Origin of the sequence: Candidatus Pantoea bituminis, assembly GCF_018842675.1 — a bacterium.
GTDB classification, from domain to species: domain Bacteria; phylum Pseudomonadota; class Gammaproteobacteria; order Enterobacterales; family Enterobacteriaceae; genus Pantoea; species Pantoea phytostimulans.
The window spans coordinates 2,977,194-2,996,639 of record NZ_JAGTWO010000004.1; the positions used below are offsets into that span (position 1 = coordinate 2,977,194).

General features: G+C 50.6%; 10 protein-coding genes, 2 tRNA genes, 3 rRNA genes and 6 pseudogenes. 9 read left to right on the forward strand and 12 right to left on the reverse strand.

Features of this window, described 5'->3' with window-relative positions:
• The first annotated feature begins 73 nt into the window (after positions 1-73).
• Positions 74-996 (forward strand): annotated as a pseudogene (gene yafC, locus KQP84_RS17910) (DNA-binding transcriptional regulator YafC).
• Here the strand turns inward: yafC and dkgB are convergent.
• The 7 genes from dkgB to gmhB form a co-directional block, all read right to left on the reverse strand.
• Positions 993-1,796: a 2,5-didehydrogluconate reductase DkgB gene (gene dkgB, locus KQP84_RS17915; RefSeq protein WP_215847552.1), complete on the reverse strand. Its 804-nt coding sequence runs from the start codon at positions 1,794-1,796 to the stop codon at positions 993-995. The pseudogene yafC and the gene dkgB sit on opposite strands and share 4 nt — an antisense overlap.
• 167 nt (positions 1,797-1,963) lie before the next feature.
• A tRNA-Asp gene (locus KQP84_RS17920) sits at positions 1,964-2,040 on the reverse strand.
• A gap of 98 nt (positions 2,041-2,138) precedes the next feature.
• A 5S ribosomal RNA gene (rrf, locus tag KQP84_RS17925) occupies positions 2,139-2,254 on the reverse strand.
• Positions 2,255-2,351: 97 nt separating this feature from the next.
• Positions 2,352-5,257, reverse strand: a 23S ribosomal RNA gene (locus KQP84_RS17930).
• A gap of 214 nt (positions 5,258-5,471) precedes the next feature.
• Positions 5,472-5,546 (reverse strand) — tRNA-Glu (locus KQP84_RS17935).
• Between the two features lie 91 nt (positions 5,547-5,637).
• Positions 5,638-7,178 (reverse strand): 16S ribosomal RNA (locus KQP84_RS17940).
• The 16S, 23S and 5S rRNA genes sit together here with 2 tRNA genes alongside, the layout of an rRNA operon.
• 405 nt (positions 7,179-7,583) lie before the next feature.
• Positions 7,584-8,144 (reverse strand): D-glycero-beta-D-manno-heptose 1,7-bisphosphate 7-phosphatase, encoded by a 561-nt coding sequence (gmhB, locus tag KQP84_RS17945; RefSeq protein WP_215847553.1) that lies wholly within the window; start codon positions 8,142-8,144, stop codon positions 7,584-7,586.
• Between the two features lie 189 nt (positions 8,145-8,333).
• On the opposite strand from gmhB, the gene metN reads away from it, so the two are divergent.
• The 6 genes and pseudogenes from metN to proS all read left to right on the forward strand — a co-directional run bounded on the left by metN (position 8,334) and on the right by proS (position 13,891).
• Positions 8,334-9,365 (forward strand): methionine ABC transporter ATP-binding protein MetN, encoded by a 1,032-nt coding sequence (metN, locus tag KQP84_RS17950; RefSeq protein WP_215847554.1) that lies wholly within the window; start codon positions 8,334-8,336, stop codon positions 9,363-9,365.
• Positions 9,358-10,010 (forward strand): annotated as a pseudogene (locus KQP84_RS17955) (methionine ABC transporter permease MetI). The gene metN and the pseudogene KQP84_RS17955 overlap by 8 nt, the downstream one beginning before the upstream one ends.
• A gap of 29 nt (positions 10,011-10,039) precedes the next feature.
• Positions 10,040-10,854: pseudogene (locus tag KQP84_RS17960) on the forward strand (MetQ/NlpA family lipoprotein).
• A gap of 128 nt (positions 10,855-10,982) precedes the next feature.
• Positions 10,983-11,380, forward strand: a pseudogene (rcsF, locus tag KQP84_RS17965) (envelope stress sensor lipoprotein RcsF).
• Positions 11,377-12,083 (forward strand): annotated as a pseudogene (gene tsaA, locus KQP84_RS17970) (tRNA (N6-threonylcarbamoyladenosine(37)-N6)-methyltransferase TrmO). The pseudogenes rcsF and tsaA overlap by 4 nt, the downstream one beginning before the upstream one ends.
• 89 nt (positions 12,084-12,172) lie before the next feature.
• A complete protein-coding gene (gene proS / locus KQP84_RS17975; RefSeq protein WP_215847555.1) occupies positions 12,173-13,891 on the forward strand; it encodes a proline--tRNA ligase in 1,719 nt (572 codons plus the stop codon).
• Between the two features lie 38 nt (positions 13,892-13,929).
• On the opposite strand, the gene arfB is transcribed toward proS, so the two are convergent.
• Positions 13,930-14,340, reverse strand: coding sequence for an alternative ribosome rescue aminoacyl-tRNA hydrolase ArfB (gene arfB / locus KQP84_RS17980; protein ID WP_215847556.1), 411 nt, complete (start codon positions 14,338-14,340; stop codon positions 13,930-13,932).
• A gap of 217 nt (positions 14,341-14,557) precedes the next feature.
• Here arfB and KQP84_RS17985 point away from each other — a divergent pair, with 217 nt between their 5' ends.
• Both KQP84_RS17985 and rof read left to right on the forward strand, forming a co-directional pair.
• Positions 14,558-14,767, forward strand: coding sequence for a YaeP family protein (locus KQP84_RS17985; RefSeq protein WP_215847557.1), 210 nt, complete (start codon positions 14,558-14,560; stop codon positions 14,765-14,767).
• A complete protein-coding gene (gene rof, locus KQP84_RS17990; protein ID WP_215847558.1) occupies positions 14,745-15,005 on the forward strand; it encodes a Rho-binding antiterminator in 261 nt (86 codons plus the stop codon). The genes KQP84_RS17985 and rof overlap by 23 nt, the downstream gene beginning before the upstream one ends.
• Positions 15,006-15,044: 39 nt before the next feature.
• Here rof and KQP84_RS17995 read toward each other — a convergent pair whose 3' ends face one another.
• From KQP84_RS17995 to KQP84_RS18010, 4 genes and pseudogenes are all read right to left on the reverse strand, one after another.
• A complete protein-coding gene (locus tag KQP84_RS17995; protein ID WP_215848332.1) occupies positions 15,045-15,353 on the reverse strand; it encodes a c-type cytochrome in 309 nt (102 codons plus the stop codon).
• 18 nt (positions 15,354-15,371) lie between these two features.
• Positions 15,372-16,670 (reverse strand): tRNA lysidine(34) synthetase TilS, encoded by a 1,299-nt coding sequence (gene tilS / locus KQP84_RS18000; protein WP_215847559.1) that lies wholly within the window; start codon positions 16,668-16,670, stop codon positions 15,372-15,374.
• Positions 16,671-16,723: 53 nt separating this feature from the next.
• A complete protein-coding gene (locus tag KQP84_RS18005) occupies positions 16,724-17,113 on the reverse strand; it encodes a VOC family protein (RefSeq protein ID WP_215847560.1) in 390 nt (129 codons plus the stop codon).
• A 74-nt stretch (positions 17,114-17,187) separates the two neighbouring features.
• Positions 17,188-19,331: pseudogene (locus KQP84_RS18010) on the reverse strand (lysine decarboxylase LdcC).
• Positions 19,332-19,446: the final 115 nt, after the last annotated feature.

Sequence of the window (19,446 nt, forward strand, 5' to 3'; positions counted from 1 at the left end):
CCGCTAGTATTGCCGCATGCTTTAATAACAAAAAGATGCAAAATAACAATAGTCTTTTGTCTGGAGGGAAATAGTGAAAGCATCTTCTGAAGAGCTAAAAGTGTTTGTTAGCGTGGTTGAAAGCGGGAGCTTTAGTCGCGCCGCCGAGCAACTGCACATGGCAAACTCGGCTGTAAGTAGGACCATCAAGAAGTTAGAAAATAAGCTCGGCGTTGCGTTGCTTACGCGAACAACACGACATTTAGCGCTAACACAAGAAGGCGAGCGTTATTTCAGACGGGTGCAAAGTTTCTTACAAGAAATGACATCGGCAGAAAATGATTTAATTGAAAGCCGTTACGCACCAAAGGGTTTATTACGAGTGGATGCAGCAACGCCGGTTATTCTTCATCTACTTATGCCAATGATTAAACCCTTCCGCGAACGTTATCCTGATGTCACTTTGTCGTTAATTTCCTCTGAAAGCTTCATCAATTTGATTGAACGCAAGGTGGATGTGGCTATTCGAGCAGGTAATTTAACGGACTCAACACTGCGAGCCAGACTGCTATTTATAAGCTATCGAAAATTGGTAGCTTCACCTGAATATCTTAAAAAAGGGGGACGCCGCACAATGTTACAGATTTAGATCGCCATGAGTGCCTGGGCTTTGTTGATCCTTCGCGTCTAAATCGCTGGCCTGTTGCTCAGGAAAGCGGTGAGCTTTACGATATTCATTTGGGAATGTCTTCTAATAGCGGCGAGACCATCAAACAGCTTTGCCTAAACGGCAATGGCATCGCATGTTTGTCTGATTACATGATCGATAAAGAAATTGCTGAGGGAAAGTTAGTGGAGGTATTAGCTGAGCAGCGGCTCCTTGTAGAAATGCCGTTTAACGCGGTTTACTACAGCGACATGGGAGTAAGCCAGCGCGTGCGTGCATTTATTGATTTTCTTAGTGAGTGGATGAGTGAACAGCCCTGGCGCGTGCAGGACTGTTTAAGCAAAACTTAATCCCAGTCAGGTGCCAGTCCTTCAGGACTAACCAAACGATGATTACGATCTAATGAAGCAATCTGCATCATATCATCTTCATCCAGCGTGACTTTTATAGCATCAAGATTACTGATTAAGTTATCACGCTTGGTTGAAGATGGAATAACTGCGTACCCGAGCTGCATAGCCCATGCCAGAACAGCCTGAGCTGCAGTTATTTGATGCTTCATCGCAATAGTTTGAATAACCTTGTTTTTCAAAGCTTCACCATATGCCAGTGTCATGTAAGAAGTGATGGGAATAGCATGAGCATTTGCAAAATCTACAACCTGGCGGTTCTGTAAAAAGGGGTGAAGCTCAATCTGATTTGTAGCGATATTTGCAGCACCAACCGCATTAATCGCCTGCTGCATAAGATCTATCGTAAAGTTTGATACGCCTATTTGACGCGTTAACCCCTGCTGCTTCGCTTCCATAAGAGCTTGCATGCTTTCAGCTACTGAAATTGCTGCGCCTGGAGAAGGCCAATGGATCAGCGTTAAATCGATATAATCAGTTCTTAACTTTTCTAAACTCTCTTTGAGACTGGTAATCAAATCGTCTTTCGAAAGGTTTTCGACCCATATTTTCGTGGTGATGAATAAGTCATTACGAGCAATGTCACTTTCAGCGATCGCCTGACCAATAGCCGCCTCATTTTCATAGATCTGAGCGGTATCAATGACGCGATAACCAACGTCTAAGGCAGTTTTTACTGAATGAATAACGACATCATTTTGCAAACGGAAGGTCCCAAGACCAAAAGCGGGAATAGACATTTTATCCTCATTAATGTGAACGGAATTATATAATGAGGTCATTTTGACAGGGTTATTATTGCTGATTAAGCCGCTGATAAGCAGAAGATAATTGATTTTTAATCAACCTACCGCTTTTTGCACAAATGAAAAAGCCCTGACTTTTCAGTCAGGGCTTATCAATTAAGTGGCGGAACGGACGGGGCTCGAACCCGCGACCCCCTGCGTGACAGGCAGGTATTCTAACCAACTGAACTACCGCTCCACCGATTCTGTACTGCCGCCCGCGCTGCAGGCTGCAGGTGTTTCGCCCCCGCCGCGTCACCCGCGGGGTCACGACCAGCGTGCTGGTCTTAAATTGATGCCTGGCAGTTCCCTACTCTCGCATGGGGAGACCCCACACTACCATCGGCGCTACGGCGTTTCACTTCTGAGTTCGGCATGGGGTCAGGTGGGACCACCGCGCTACAGCCGCCAGGCAAATTCTGTTGTCCCGCGCCGCTTCTGCCGCGCAGGGTTATCCGTCGAACAAGCTGAAAATCTCTGTCTCTACAACCAAAACGCCTCTGGCGTTGTAAGGTTAAGCCTCACGGGTCATTAGTACCGGTTAGCTCAACGCATCGCTGCGCTTACACACCCGGCCTATCAACGTCGTAGTCTTCAACGTCCCTTCAGGACCCTCAAGGGGTCAGGGAAAACTCATCTCGGGGCAAGTTTCGTGCTTAGATGCTTTCAGCACTTATCTTTTCCGCACTTAGCTACCGGGCAGTGCCACTGGCGTGACAACCCGAACACCAGCGGTGCGTTCACTCCGGTCCTCTCGTACTAGGAGCAACCCCCTCAGTTTTCCAGCGCCCACGGCAGATAGGGACCGAACTGTCTCACGACGTTCTAAACCCAGCTCGCGTACCACTTTAAACGGCGAACAGCCGTACCCTTGGGACCTACTTCAGCCCCAGGATGTGATGAGCCGACATCGAGGTGCCAAACACCGCCGTCGATATGAACTCTTGGGCGGTATCAGCCTGTTATCCCCGGAGTACCTTTTATCCGTTGAGCGATGGCCCTTCCATTCAGAACCACCGGATCACTATGACCTGCTTTCGCACCTGCTCGAGCCGTCACTCTCGCAGTCAAGCCAGCTTATGCCATTGCACTAACCTCACGATGTCCGACCGTGATTAGCTGACCTTCGTGCTCCTCCGTTACTCTTTAGGAGGAGACCGCCCCAGTCAAACTACCCACCAGACACTGTCCGCAGCCCGGATTACGGGCCTACGTTAGAACATCAAGCATTAAAGGGTGGTATTTCAAGGTTGGCTCCACGCGGACTGGCGTCCGCGCTTCAAAGCCTCCCACCTATCCTACACATCAAGGCTCAAGGTTCAGTGTCAAGCTGTAGTAAAGGTTCACGGGGTCTTTCCGTCTTGCCGCGGGTACACTGCATCTTCACAGCGAGTTCAATTTCACTGAGTCTCGGGTGGAGACAGCCTGGCCATCATTACGCCATTCGTGCAGGTCGGAACTTACCCGACAAGGAATTTCGCTACCTTAGGACCGTTATAGTTACGGCCGCCGTTTACCGGGGCTTCGATCAAGAGCTTCTCCTTGCGGATAACCCCATCAATTAACCTTCCGGCACCGGGCAGGCGTCACACCGTATACGTCCACTTTCGTGTTTGCACAGTGCTGTGTTTTTAATAAACAGTTGCAGCCAGCTGGTATCTTCGACTGGCTTCAGCTCCGGGAGCAAGTCCCTTCACCTACGCGCCAGCGTGCCTTCTCCCGAAGTTACGGCACCATTTTGCCTAGTTCCTTCACCCGAGTTCTCTCAAGCGCCTTGGTATTCTCTACCTGACCACCTGTGTCGGTTTGGGGTACGATTTTGTGTTACCTGATGCTTAGAGGCTTTTCCTGGAAGCAGGGTATCAGTTACTTCAGCACCGTAGTGCCTCGTCATCACGCCTCAGCCTTGAGGCCGTCCGGATTTACCTGGACTGCCAGCCTACACGCTTAAACCGGGACAACCGTCGCCCGGCTAACCTAACCTTCTCCGTCCCCCCTTCGCAGTAACACCAAGTACAGGAATATTAACCTGTTTCCCATCGACTACGCCTTTCGGCCTCGCCTTAGGGGTCGACTCACCCTGCTCCGATTAACGTTGAACAGGAACCCTTGGTCTTCCGGCGAGCGGGCTTTTCACCCGCTTTATCGTTACTTATGTCAGCATTCGCACTTCTGATACCTCCAGCAGACCTCACAGTCCACCTTCGACGGCTTACAGAACGCTCCCCTACCCAACAGCGCTTGCGCGCCGCTGCCGCAGCTTCGGTGCATGGTTTAGCCCCGTTACATCTTCCGCGCAGGCCGACTCGACCAGTGAGCTATTACGCTTTCTTTAAATGATGGCTGCTTCTAAGCCAACATCCTGGCTGTCTGTGCCTTCCCACATCGTTTCCCACTTAACCATGACTTTGGGACCTTAGCTGGCGGTCTGGGTTGTTTCCCTCTTCACGACGGACGTTAGCACCCGCCGTGTGTCTCCCGTGATAACATTCTCCGGTATTCGTAGTTTGCATCGGGTTGGTAAGCCGGGATGGCCCCCTAGCCGAAACAGTGCTCTACCCCCGGAGATGAGTTCACGAGGCGCTACCTAAATAGCTTTCGGGGAGAACCAGCTATCTCCCGGTTTGATTGGCCTTTCACCCCCAGCCACAAGTCATCCGCTAATTTTTCAACATTAGTCGGTTCGGTCCTCCAGTTAGTGTTACCCAACCTTCAACCTGCCCATGGCTAGATCACCGGGTTTCGGGTCTATACCCTGCAACTTAACGCCCAGTTAAGACTCGGTTTCCCTGCGGCTCCCCTATACGGTTAACCTTGCTACAGAATATAAGTCGCTGACCCATTATACAAAAGGTACGCAGTCACCCCATAAAAGAGGCTCCCACTGCTTGTACGTACACGGTTTCAGGTTCTGTTTCACTCCCCTCGCCGGGGTTCTTTTCGCCTTTCCCTCACGGTACTGGTTCACTATCGGTCAGTCAGGAGTATTTAGCCTTGGAGGATGGTCCCCCCATATTCAGACAGGATACCACGTGTCCCGCCTTACTCATCGAGCTCACAGCTTGTGCACTTTTGTGTACGGGACTATCACCCTGTACCGTCGGACTTTCCAGACCGTTCCACTAATGCACAAGCTGATTCAGGCTCTGGGCTGCTCCCCGTTCGCTCGCCGCTACTGGGGGAATCTCGGTTGATTTCTTTTCCTCTGGGTACTTAGATGTTTCAGTTCCCCAGGTTCGCCTCGCAACACTATGTATTCATGTTGCGATGATGCACTGAGTGCACCGGGTTTCCCCATTCGGACATCGACGGCTGTAGCGGTTCATATCACCTTACCGTCGCTTTACGCAGATTAGCACGTCCTTCATCGCCTCTGACTGCCAGGGCATCCACCGTGTACGCTTAGTCGCTTAACCTCACAACCCACAGGCGTTTTGCAACGCTGCGTGCTGCAAGCATTTGAGAGACTCGAACGCGTCGCCTGTGCACCCCTTATTACGGAGGAGTGCGGCGCGCGTCGTTTCAATTTTCAGCTTGTTCCGGATTGTTAAAGAGCAATATCTCAAACACGGCTGAAAAGCCGGCTTTGAGATATTTTGTGGAGACACCTTTCACCTGTCACCAAGCAAGTGGCGTCCCCTAGGGGATTCGAACCCCTGTTACCGCCGTGAAAGGGCAGTGTCCTAACCGCTAGACGAAGGGGACACAAAGGTGTGTCACGACTTCGCAGCCGTCTTGCTCATTACTTTTCTATCAGACAATCTGTGTGAGCACTTCGCGGGAAGGTATCTTCAGGTAAGGAGGTGATCCAACCGCAGGTTCCCCTACGGTTACCTTGTTACGACTTCACCCCAGTCATGAATCACAAAGTGGTAAGCGCCCTCCCGAAGGTTAAGCTACCTACTTCTTTTGCAACCCACTCCCATGGTGTGACGGGCGGTGTGTACAAGGCCCGGGAACGTATTCACCGTGGCATTCTGATCCACGATTACTAGCGATTCCGACTTCACGGAGTCGAGTTGCAGACTCCGATCCGGACTACGACGCACTTTGTGAGGTCCGCTTGCTCTCGCGAGGTCGCTTCTCTTTGTATGCGCCATTGTAGCACGTGTGTAGCCCTACTCGTAAGGGCCATGATGACTTGACGTCATCCCCACCTTCCTCCGGTTTATCACCGGCAGTCTCCTTTGAGTTCCCGACCGAATCGCTGGCAACAAAGGATAAGGGTTGCGCTCGTTGCGGGACTTAACCCAACATTTCACAACACGAGCTGACGACAGCCATGCAGCACCTGTCTCAGAGTTCCCGAAGGCACCAAAGCATCTCTGCTAAGTTCTCTGGATGTCAAGAGTAGGTAAGGTTCTTCGCGTTGCATCGAATTAAACCACATGCTCCACCGCTTGTGCGGGCCCCCGTCAATTCATTTGAGTTTTAACCTTGCGGCCGTACTCCCCAGGCGGTCGACTTAACGCGTTAGCTCCGGAAGCCACGCCTCAAGGGCACAACCTCCAAGTCGACATCGTTTACGGCGTGGACTACCAGGGTATCTAATCCTGTTTGCTCCCCACGCTTTCGCACCTGAGCGTCAGTCTTCGTCCAGGGGGCCGCCTTCGCCACCGGTATTCCTCCAGATCTCTACGCATTTCACCGCTACACCTGGAATTCTACCCCCTCTACGAGACTCAAGCCTGCCAGTTTCAAATGCAGTTCCCGGGTTGAGCCCGGGGATTTCACATCTGACTTAACAGACCGCCTGCGTGCGCTTTACGCCCAGTAATTCCGATTAACGCTTGCACCCTCCGTATTACCGCGGCTGCTGGCACGGAGTTAGCCGGTGCTTCTTCTGCGGGTAACGTCAATCGACGCGGTTATTAACCGCATCGCCTTCCTCCCCGCTGAAAGTACTTTACAACCCGAAGGCCTTCTTCATACACGCGGCATGGCTGCATCAGGCTTGCGCCCATTGTGCAATATTCCCCACTGCTGCCTCCCGTAGGAGTCTGGACCGTGTCTCAGTTCCAGTGTGGCTGGTCATCCTCTCAGACCAGCTAGGGATCGTCGCCTAGGTGGGCCATTACCCCGCCTACTAGCTAATCCCATCTGGGCACATCCGATGGTGTGAGGCCCGAAGGTCCCCCACTTTGGTCTTGCGACGTTATGCGGTATTAGCTACCGTTTCCAGTAGTTATCCCCCTCCATCGGGCAGTTTCCCAGACATTACTCACCCGTCCGCCACTCGTCACCCAAAGAGCAAGCTCTCCTGTGCTACCGTCCGACTTGCATGTGTTAGGCCTGCCGCCAGCGTTCAATCTGAGCCATGATCAAACTCTTCAATTTAAGTTTGATTTGCTTAAACAAGTTAAGCGGTGCTCATCTGTAAAACGTCATAATGAATTTCATTATGTGTTCACTCGTGAGGCTTGATATTTTTTACGTCCTAAGACGCTGATATCCATCCTGCGAGTGCCCACACAGATTGTCTGATAAATTGTTAAAGAGCAGTGCGAACAGCGGCTTAGCCGGTCTGTCGCGAGGGGCGTATAATACGCTTTCCCTCCTCAGAGTCAACCTCTTTTTCAGAAGCTTTTCTCCGGCGACGCAGTTTCCTGTGTCTCCTGAACCGCCATCCCGTTGCCGGTTTGCCGTGTCAGTGGAGGCGCATTATAGGGAACCATTCTGAGAGCGCAAGTGCGAATTCAAACTTTTTTGCTGTTCGCCTGAATTTTAATCACAATGCCTATTTTAAGCGCTTTTAATCCGCTCAGCGAGGTCTGCAAGGCTATTAATTACCCAATCCGCTGCCGCTTCACCTTCAGCTGTTACGGGTTTACCAGTGCGGACCAATACTTTTGTTCCAACACCAGCAGCTTGTCCTGCAAGCATATCCTCAACTTTGTCACCGACTATATAAGAAGAAGCCATATCGATATCCAGTTCTTCCTGGGCGGAGAGCAGCATTCCGGGTTGCGGCTTACGACAGTCACATTGTTGACGATAGGCTTCAACTGACCCTTCAGGATGATGCGGACAGAAATAGATACCATCCAGGTCAACATCACGATCTGCCAGCGACCAATCCATCCACTCGGTTAGCGTCATAAACTGGTCTTCAGTAAACATACCGCGCGCTATGCCTGATTGGTTTGTTACGACTACAAGGGCAAAGCCCATTTTCTTCAATTCTTGCAGCGCCTCGATGGTGCCATCAATGAACTGGAAATTATCGATTTCATGGACGTAGCCATGATCAACATTTAGGGTGCCATCGCGATCAAGAAAAATGGCTGGGACTTTATTCGCCACGTAGAAACTCCTGCTATAAAAATTACCGTTCAGTATCGCATGATTGCAATAAAAGGGAGAACGGCAGATTGAATGACTTTGATTGATTTAGACGTCTGGATGCCTTAACATCCATTGGGCTCTCTTATGGCTAAGCTTATAGAAAGCATCCCACACCACGGACAACGTAATACGATAATAAATAACGCAATGATAAAACTCGAAAATATAACCAAAGTGTTCCAGCAAGGTACGCGTAAGATTCAGGCGTTATCTGACGTCAGTCTTCATGTCCCTGCAGGTCAGATATATGGTGTCATCGGTTCTTCCGGTGCCGGTAAAAGTACATTAATTCGTTGCGTAAACCTGTTGGAGCGCCCTACTTCTGGTCGCGTGCTGGTTGATGGTGCTGATTTAACTGCATTGAATGAACGCCAACTGACTCAAGCCCGTCGCCAAATAGGCATGATCTTCCAGCATTTTAATCTGATGAATTCACGCACCGTGGCGGGCAATGTCTCGCTTCCGCTTGAATTAGGTAATCTGTCGCGTAGCCAGATCAACCAACGTGTTACCGAATTGCTGGACTTAGTGGGATTGTCTGACAAGCACGATGCCTGGCCAGCTAACCTTTCTGGGGGCCAAAAGCAGCGGGTTGCCATTGCTCGTGCGTTGGCCAGTAATCCAAAAGTCTTGCTGTGTGACGAAGCCACCAGCGCACTTGATCCCGCAACCACGCGTTCCATTCTTGAGTTACTAAAAGATATTAATCGTCGCCTGGGCCTGACCATTCTCTTAATTACCCATGAAATGGATGTTGTGAAACGCATCTGTGATCAGGTTGCCGTTATTAGTCACGGCGAATTAATCGAGAAAGACAGCGTCAGCGAAGTGTTCTCACACCCTAAAACGCCGTTAGCGCAACAATTTATTCAGTCCACACTGCATCTGGATATTCCTGACGACTATCAGCAACGCATGTCATCGGAAGCGAAAACCGATAGCGTACCGCTGTTGCGCCTGGAATTTACCGGTAAATCAGTGGATGCCCCACTGTTGTCAGAGGCCGCTCGTCGCTTCAATGTTAATAACAACATTATTAGCGCGCAGATGGATTACGCCGGTGGCGTTAAGTTCGGCATTATGCTGGCTGAAATGCACGGTACAGAAAGTGACACCAAAACAGCCATCGCCTGGCTGCAAGAGAACCATGTAAAAGTTGAGGTATTAGGTTATGTCTGACGCGATGATGTGGTTACTGGCGCGTGGCGTATGGGAAACGCTAATGATGACCTTTGTCTCGGGCTTTTTGGTTTTGTGCTGGGCTTGCCGGTCGGCGTATTGCTGTATGTGACACGCCCCGGACAAATTCTTGAAAACCAAGGTTTGTATCGCGTGCTCTCAGCGGTAGTGAATATCTTCCGCTCCATTCCTTTCATTATCTTATTGGTGTGGATGATTCCCTTCACCCGCGTCATTGTAGGTACTTCGATTGGTTTACAAGCCGCTATTGTGCCATTGACGGTTGGGGCCGCACCTTTTATTGCACGTATGGTGGAAAACGCCTTACTGGAACTACCCACTGGATTGATTGAAGCGTCCCGCGCCATGGGCGCAACGCCAATGCAGATTGTGCGTAAGGTGTTGCTGCCTGAAGCGCTGCCAGGTTTGGTGAACGCCGCGACAATAACGTTGATTACCTTAGTCGGTTATTCAGCCATGGGCGGTGCAGTCGGTGCAGGCGGATTAGGTCAGATTGGTTATCAGTACGGTTATATCGGATACAACGCTACCGTGATGAATACAGTATTGGTATTACTGGTGGTTCTGGTGTATCTCATTCAATTCTGTGGCGACCGCATCGTGCGTGCTGTGTCCCATAAGTAAGCAAGCAATATCAATATTAAGGAAAGGATATGTCTTTCAAGTTTAAAAACATTGCCGCTGTGGGTGCACTAATTGGCGCGATTGCGCTGGCTGGATGCGATCAGAAAGAAAAAGATCCAAACCACATTAAAGTGGGTGTGATTGTCGGTGCTGAACAGCAGGTTGCTGAAGTGGCTCAGAAAGTCGCTAAAGAAAAATATGGCCTCGATGTCGAGCTGGTGACGTTCAACGATTATGTTTTACCAAACGAAGCGCTGAGCAAAGGTGACATTGATGCCAACGCTTTCCAGCATAAGCCCTATCTGGATCAGCAAATCAAAGATCGTGGTTACAAGCTGGTATCGGTAGGCAATACCTTTGTTTACCCAATCGCCGGCTATTCGAAAAAATCAAATCACTGGACGAATTGCAGGATGGCGCACAAATCGCCATTCCTAACGATCCGACCAATCTGGGACGTACCTTGCTGCTGCTGCAGAAAGTGGGCCTGATCAAATTGAAAGATGGCGTTGGCTTGCTGCCGACTTCACTGGATATCACTGAAAACCCGAAAAAATTAAAAATTGTTGAGCTGGAAGCGCCGCAGCTGCCACGTTCACTGGACGATGCCCAGATTGCATTGGCAGTGATCAACACCACTTACGCTAGCCAGATTGGCCTGACGCCAGCGAAAGACGGTATCTTTGTTGAAGATAAAGATTCACCTTACGTCAATATGATTGTGGCGCGTGAAGACAATAAAGACGCAGAGAACGTGAAGAAGTTTGTTCAGGCTTATCAGTCTGACGAAGTGAATGACGCGGCTAATAAAGTCTTTAACGGTGGCGCAGTAAAAGGCTGGTAATTCTGCCTTGCTCCTTCCCTCAGGGCGGCGCTATGCCGCCCTTTCTTTGCTTAGCGCCTCGCTCGACTTGTTATTTATTCTGGTCCTTGTTTCAATAACGCCACTTTTTACAACATGAGGATGTTGCTATGCGTTTTTTACCGCTCTGCTTGTTAGCATTGATGCTGACTGGGTGTGTTCGGGAATATCACCCCATAAGCAGCGCACCTTCTCGCCCGCAGGCATCCAGCGAGCCGACACGTAAGCCTGCGTCGCGTCCTGCGCCGGTCAAAGTTTATACCGATGCTACCGATCTGGTCAGCAAACCGTTCCGCGATTTAGGTGAAGTGTCCGGCGATGATTGCCAGACCAGCACGCAAGATTCACCCCCAATATCGCGACGGCACGCAAACGCTTACAAGTAAAAGCGTCTCAGATGAAAGCCAACGCCGTTTTACTGCACAAATGCGAAATTGTCAGCAGCACGCCAGGTTGTTATCGCCAGGCTATTTGCCAAGGCTCGGCGCTGAAAGTCAGTAATCAATGAGTGAATTCGCCTTTGCGCAAATTGGTGTAATCCGTTCACCGTGGAAAGAGAAATTCGCCGTGCCGCGCCAGCCAGGTCTGGTTCAGGATGGCGGCGGCGAGCTCCATCTTTTGCCTCCTTACAATCAGCCTGAGGCCGTACGTGGACTGGAAGATTTCAGTCACCTTTGGGTGCTGTTTGTGTTTCATCAAACGATGGAAGGTGGATGGCGGCCCACGGTGCGACCACCGCGCCTCGGCGGTAATGCACGCGTAGGTGTTTTTGCTACGCGTTCAACGTTTCGACCTAACCCAATTGGCATGTCGCTGGTTGAGTTAAAGGTATTCGCTGCGCGAAGCAGCAGGTCATTCTGGATCTGGGTAGTCTGGATTTAGTTGATGGCACGCCAGTGGTGGATATCAAACCTTACCTGCCTTTTGCTGAAGCCTTACCGAATGCGCGTGCTGGCTTTGCTCAGGCTGCACCTGAAGCGGATATGCCAGTGCGTTTTTCTCTGCTGGCACAACAACAGCTTTTGCAGCAGCAAGTGAGCTATCCCCAACTCGCGCGATTTATCAGCGACGTTTTGGCGCAGGATCCCCGCCCCGCTTACCGCAAAGGCGAAGCGCTGGAGCGGGAATATGCTGCCTGGTTGCTGGATTTTAATGTGCGCTGGCGTATTGATGAAGCCGGCACTGAAGTCGTTGCTATCGACCCACGTTAAAACCCGCTTTTGAGCCAGAGATCTCGCTGGTACACTAGCCGCCAGCAAAATTCTGTCTGTGACTTTCCGATCAACTGGAATCGTAACCAATGCGTACTACTCAATATCTGCTCTCTACTCAGAAAGAGACGCCATCCGACGCTGAAGTGATCAGCCATCAGCTTATGCTACGCGCCGGAATGATCCGCAAACTGGCCTCGGGCTTGTATACCTGGTTGCCGACCGGTGTGCGTGTGCTGAAAAAAGTCGAAAACATCGTGCGTGAAGAGATGAACAACGCGGGCGCGATTGAGATTTCAATGCCGGTCGTTCAGCCTGCCGATCTGTGGCAAGAGAGCGGCCGCTGGGAACAGTATGGCCCAGAGCTGCTGCGCGTTGCGGATCGCCATGAGCGTCCCTTCGTGCTGGGTCCAACGCATGAAGAAGTGGTCACTGACCTGATTCGTAACGAGCTCAGCTCCTACAAACAGCTACCACTTAACCTGTATCAGATTCAAACCAAATTCCGTGACGAAGTCCGTCCGCGTTTTGGTGTGATGCGTTCACGCGAATTCATTATGAAAGATGCGTACTCATTCCACATTTCGCAGGAATCTCTGCAAGAAACGTATGATGCGATGTATCGCGCCTACAGCCAAAGCTTTAGCCGCATGGGACTCGATTTCCGCGCCGTACAGGCAGATACCGGCTCAATCGGCGGCAGCGCATCACATGAATTCCAGGTGCTGGCACAGAGCGGCGAAGATGATGTGATCTTCTCCACTGATTCCGATTACGCCGCTAACATTGAGTTCGCAGAAGCGGTTGCTCCAGCAGGTGAACGCGCTCTGCCAACGCAGGAACTGAGCCAGATCGATACGCCGAATGCGAAAACCATCGCGGATCTGGTTAATCAATTCCAGCTGCCTATTGAGAAAACCGTCAAAACGCTGATCGTCAAAGGTGCCGAAGAAAGCGGTCATGCGCTGGTGGCGCTGCTGGTCCGTGGCGATCATGCGTTGAACGAAATCAAAGCTGAGAAATCAGACATGGTTGCCTCACCGCTGGTTTTTGCCACTGAAGAAGAGATTCGTGCAGCCGTGGGCGCAGGTCCAGGCTCGCTTGGCCCAATTAACCTAAATATGCCGATTATCGCTGATCGTACGGTCGCGAAGATGAGTGATTTTAGTGCAGGTGCCAACGTTGATGATAAACATTACATTGGCATTAACTGGGAGCGCGATCTGCCCGCACCACATGTTGCGGATATTCGTAATGTAGTAGAAGGCGATCTGAGTCCAGATGGCAAAGGCACGCTGCAGATCAAACGCGGCATCGAAGTGGGACACATCTTCCAGCTAGGTACCAAATATTCTGAAGCGATGAAAGCCGCGGTTCAGGGTGAAGATGGCCGTAACCAAGTGTTGACCATGGGTTGTTACGGTATCGGTATTACGCGCGTAGTGGCGGCGGCTATTGAGCAAAACCATGATGAACGCGGCATTACCTGGCCTGCGGCCTTGGCTCCGTTCGAAGTGGCCATTCTGCCAATGAACATGCAGAAATCTTTCCGAGTGAAAGAAGTGGCAGAAGAGCTCTATAACCAACTGCGCGCTAAAGGCATCGATGTGATTCTTGACGATCGCAAAGAGCGTCCTGGCGTAATGTTTGCTGATATGGAACTGATTGGCGTACCGCATACTATCGTTATTGGCGATCGTAACCTCGATAACCAAGAAATTGAGTACAAAGCGCGCCGCGACAGTGAAAAACAGATGATTAAGCAGAACGATATTGTCGACTTCCTGCTGAAAGCGCTGAATAAGTAGCATCTTCACGTTCAAACGCCCCGGTTATGGGGCGTTTTTTATTGCACTTTTCCACGCAACGCTTTGGTATTTGCACGCCGTGTTTTGCCTTCCAGACGCCGTACTTTTGATGCACGCGTAGGTCGCGTTGCGCGTCGCGTTTTCTCAACCGTAGTAAGTTCAGCAATCAAATTGACTAAACGCTGTAAAGCAGCTTCACGGTTCATCTCCTGACTGCGATATTCCTGAGCCTTAATCACTACCACGCCTTCGCCAGTAATCAAATGGTGATTAGCAGCCAGCAACCGTTCTTTGTAAAACGGCGGCAGGGACGATGAAGCGATATCAAAGCGCAGATGAATCGCCGTGCTGGCTTTATTCACATGCTGCCCACCCGCGCCTTGTGCACGGATCGCCGTCAGTTCGATTTCGTTATCGGGGAGCTCAATATTGCGCGACAGCATAATCATCTGTCACCTTCCAGAGCGAAATCGCTGCTTAAATGCCTTAACTGATTCATCAACTTAACCTTTTGTGCGGGTATTAATCTGGTGTCAAACAGCGGAATCTGTCACTTTAGCAGTGAATCGCGTGTCGATCCTGCTTTAGCCGGGCTGATTTCCTGTAAATGCCTGTGTTATAGTCGCCTATCATCCAGAGTATTTACGCTCTGCTGAGGAGGGGCTTGTGCAAAAATATTGTGAATTAGTTCGCCAAAAATATGCCGAAATCGGCAGCGGGGATTTAGGCTATGTCCCGGATGCAATTGGCTGCGCTTTAAAGGCGCTTGATGATATTGCCGCGAATTCTGCGCTAAACTCTTCTGTCAGGGAACAGGCGGCATACGCCGCTGCAAACTTATTGGTGAGCGACTATGTTGATGAACGAAGCTTATAAACCCATCAATTGCGATGACTACGATAATCTGGAACTCGCCTGCCAAAAGAATTGGATGCTGTCGCTGGAATTGAAGGATGGCGAGCAGCTCAAGGCAAAAGCTAATGTTATCGTGTCCCGTAAAAACGTGGAGTATCTGGAGATTGACCTTTCTGGTGAAACGCGTGAATTGCGTCTCGATCACATCGCCAGTTTCAGCCACCCCGAACTGGGAAAGGTTGTCGTCAGCGAAGAGTAACGCAATCCTCATGGGCGGGATTCTATCCCGCCTCCTTCGCTACGGTTTCAAAGAGTTATAATAGGCCGCAATATCCGCCATATCTTCATCACTTAATCCCGCCACAAACGCTTTCATTACTTCTGCTTGCCCACCGCTGCGCTCACCTTTTTTATAAGCCTGTAAAGCATGATTAAGATAAGCGCTATTTTGCCCGGCAAGATTAGGATAGAGCGGTACCGCCGTTTTTCCTTCCGCACCATGACACGCCATGCAACTCGCGGCTTTTTGTGCGCCTGCATTCACATCACCCTCGGCAAAAGCCGGCACTGCCGTTACCACCAATAAAGCGGCAATAAAGTTTTTCATCATTGCTCTCCAGCAATATTATTGTTTGTGCCAGATCGCTTGCCAGCCGTGCGCATCCACGGTCGCGCCTTCCCGGGTAACAAACAAACCGGGCGCGCAGACAAGCGTCTGATTATAAAAAATTAAAGGAATGCGTTCGCGCTGCCATGGCGGAACATTTAACTCCTGCCAAAGCTTTTTCATTTCTCGACCACCCGCGCGATTAACCAGATGCAAATAGCCTTGTGCCTGAAAACGGACAAAGACGTGCTCATCAGCCTTTGGCTGCCGTAATACATTTTCCGAGTGATCAGCCTGCAGCGAGCCTAAATTAGGCGGAAGCGTCAGTGAGTCATTGAGATCGGGCCAGCACAATTCACTGTTACGCAAAGATTCCTGTAACGGCAGCCAGTAAAGTTGCTGGCGAAAGCGGCGTATTTCAAAATGGCCTAGCTGCAAACGCGGCTGAGCATCTTCACGGCTCAACATCACTTCCTGATGAATACGCTTTAGCGCGTCACGGGAAGGCATCTTGCCGCCCTGCCCGGCAATCCAGCGGCGAAGCAGCGCATTAACACGCACATCGCTGAGATTCAGGAGTTCGGTGAACGTCAGGCTACCGTCGGCCTGAACCAGCGACTGTAATTGCTCAGACAATAACTCATCCAGCAGCTGTTCTTGTTCACCACATAACGCGGCGCTGCGCGCTGTCGCTTCGGCAAAATGGGGCCAACGCGTTAATAATTCAGGTAATAAACGCTGACGTAAAAAATTACGGTCATAACGTACATCCTGATTACTTTCATCCTCTATCCAGATGAGTTGATGCTTGTGAGCATAATCTTCCAGCACCTGACGGGAGATATCCAGCAGAGGACGCAGCAGGCGATGATTGCCCAACTGCATTGCTTTTGGCATTGCTGCTAAGCCTGCCGGGCCACTACCGCGTTTCAACGCGAGCAGTAAAGTTTCACACTGATCGTCAAGATGCTGCGCGGTTACCAATATTTCATCTGGCTTTAACGCGCCACTCAACGCCAGATAACGTGCCTGACGAGCTGCCGCTTCAATGCCTTGCTCGCGGCTATCGACGTTTACCCGCAATACCTCACAACTCAGCTGCCACTGCTGGCAAATCGCTACGCAATGCGCAGCCCAAGCGTCAGCATTGGGGCTGAGCCCATGATGAACGTGTAAGGCACGTAAACGGATTTGAGGATGATGTTGCTGCCATGCCAGCATATGATGCAACAGCACAGTTGAATCCAGGCCACCGCTGAAAGCCACGACAAGCGCAGCGTCAGAATTCAACAAATGATCAAGATGTGGCAAAGACATGGCGCAATCCAAAGATTCGGGCCGCCGAATGCGGCCCGTTGAAGCGCGCTATTTTACGCCTGATACAGCTCCAGCGGCAAACCATCTGGATCAGCAAAGAAGGTGCATTGCTTACCGGTAAGATCATCAATGCGAATCGGCTCGCAAGTTACCCCTTTTTCTGCCAGCGCCTGAACCGCGATTTCAACATCTGCCACGGTAAAAGCGAGATGACGTAAGCCGCAGGCTTCGGGATGACTAACCCGAGCAGGTGGCGTAGGGAAAGAAAACAGCTCAATGGTGTACTGGCCATTAAGCGCTAAATCCCCTTTCCATGAATCGCGCGCTTCCCGATAGTATTCGCCTAACAGGCTAAACCCGAGCACGTCGCAATAAAAGGCTTTGCTGCGCTGGTAATCGGACGCAATGATAGCGATGTGATGGATTTGAGTTAACTGCAGCATGCTGGCTCCTTGAGTTCGGTAATTCATTACCTTACGGCCGAGACTCTACGCTGACAATGCGTAATCTTCTGAACTCATTCACTTTTCAGCACCCGCACGCGATATTCACCCTCTTCAGTCAGTGTTGCGCCATGAATATCGGTCTCGAAACCGGGATAATGACGGCCAATGCTGCAAAGCATTAACAGGAAATCGAGCACGGCACGGCTCGCCTCAGTGATCATTTCACCTGGCATAACCAGCGGAACACCTGGCGGATAAGGCAAAATCATATTGGCCGAGACACGCCCAACCAGTTCACTGATATCCACCGTTTCGATATTGCCTTTAACCTGTTGTTGAAAAGCCTGGTGCGGCGTCATTTTCATCTCTGGCAAGACATCAAAAGCTTTCAGCATCAGGCGCGGCAGATCATGTTGACGAATCATCTGATGGATCCCTTGCGCCAGCGTCTGAATGCGCATGTTGCGATAGAAATCAGGATCTTCTGCATACAGATCCGGCAGCATATTTTTGACCCGCAAATTCAGATCGTAAGCGCGTTTAAACTCAGTTAAGCCCCGCAGCACACTCATCGCTTTGGTTTTATCGATGCCGATACTGAACAAAAACAGCAAATTGTACGGCCCGGTTTTTTCCACCACGATACCGCGCTCATCAAGGAATTTGGCTACCAGCGCAGCCGGAATACCGTCATCTGCCATCACGCCCAGTTCGCTCATGCCTGGTGTGAGGATGGTGACTTTGATCGGATCCAGATACATATGATCGCGATCGGCCTGCGTAAAACCGTGCCACTCCTCTTCACCCGGCTGGATCGGCCAGCACTGCGCTTCATCGACATGCTCAGGCTGCCAGATATCAAAAAACCAGCTGTCAGACTCTTCTCGCAAACGCTGAATCTCACGACGGAAATGCAGCGCACGCTCGACTGAACGGTTAATTAAACGCTTGCCGGGATTACCGCGCAGCATTGCCGCTGCCGTTTCGATTGAGGAAACAATTGCATAGTTCGGCGATGTGGTGGTGTGCATCATGTAGGCTTCGTTAAACGTCTGCTCGTCGTAATCGCCTTTAATATGGATCATTGATGCCTGCGAAAATGCTGCCAGCAGCTTATGCGTCGACTGCGTTTCGTAGACCACTTTTCCCGGCGTGCGCTCGCCGCTCATGCCGCTTTTACCCTCATAAATAGGATGGAAATTAGTGTAAGGCACCCAGGCTGAATCAAAATGAATCGACGGAACTTCCAGCGTCTGTTTGATGTATTGCGTGTTGTACAGCAAGCCGTCATAGGTGGAGTTAGTGATGACTGCATGCACCGGCCAGGTCGCGCGGGGTGTTGCCGCCACCTTTGCTTCGATGCTCGGGCGAGTAAATTCACGTTTAGGAATACCGCCAAGAATGCCGAGTGCATTTCGTGTCGGCTTCAGCCAAATCGGCACCAGATCGCTCATCATCAGCAGATGCGTGAGGGATTTATGGCAATTACGGTCAATCAACACCGTGCTGCCTGCGGGTGCTGCATACATCCCCACTATTTTGTTCGACGTTGAGGTGCCATTGGTCACCATGTAGCTCTGTTCCGCCCCGAAGGTTCGCGCAATATACTCTTCCGCTTCAAGATGCGGCCCGGTGTGATCGAGCAGCGATCCCAACTCGGTAACGGAAATTGAAATATCAGACTTCAGCGTATTCGCACCAAAGAAATCGTAAAACAAGCAGCCAACCGGGCTTTTTTGAAACGCGGTACCCGCCATGTGACCCGGCGTACAGAAGGTGTACTTGCCTTCTTTTACATAGGTAAACAGTGCTTTCGTCAGCGGCGGAGTAATGTGATCCAGATAGTCGTCAGTGTATTGACGGATATGCAGCGCAATATCTTCAGCAGCATTGAGCGCGTATTCAAAAAATGCAGAGGCATACGCATTTCATTGATGCTGATGTCCATTTGCGAATGGGTGTTGATGAAAGCATACAGCGGCAGATATTCGTTCAGCTGATTGATTTCGCCACATAACTCCATGCTGTTATGCGCATCCCAGTCAAAAATCACGCCACTGATACGGGGATTGTGTTCGATCAGCTTGAGCAAATCGACGGCGTTTTTGGGATAGATGAGTTGGAAACCCTGCTGACTTAACGCAGCATCCAGTTCGCGCAACGGTTCATCTTTATAGAACACACCGTGCCCGCCCATGATTGCCAGAATATTCAATGCGCACCTCCTAAGTTGTTGTGGCATTGGCTAAGCATAGCGAATTGCAGGGCCGCTCTCAGTCAGAATTAAGGCATAAAAAAAGCGGACCGAGGTCCGCTTAGTTTTTTATCAT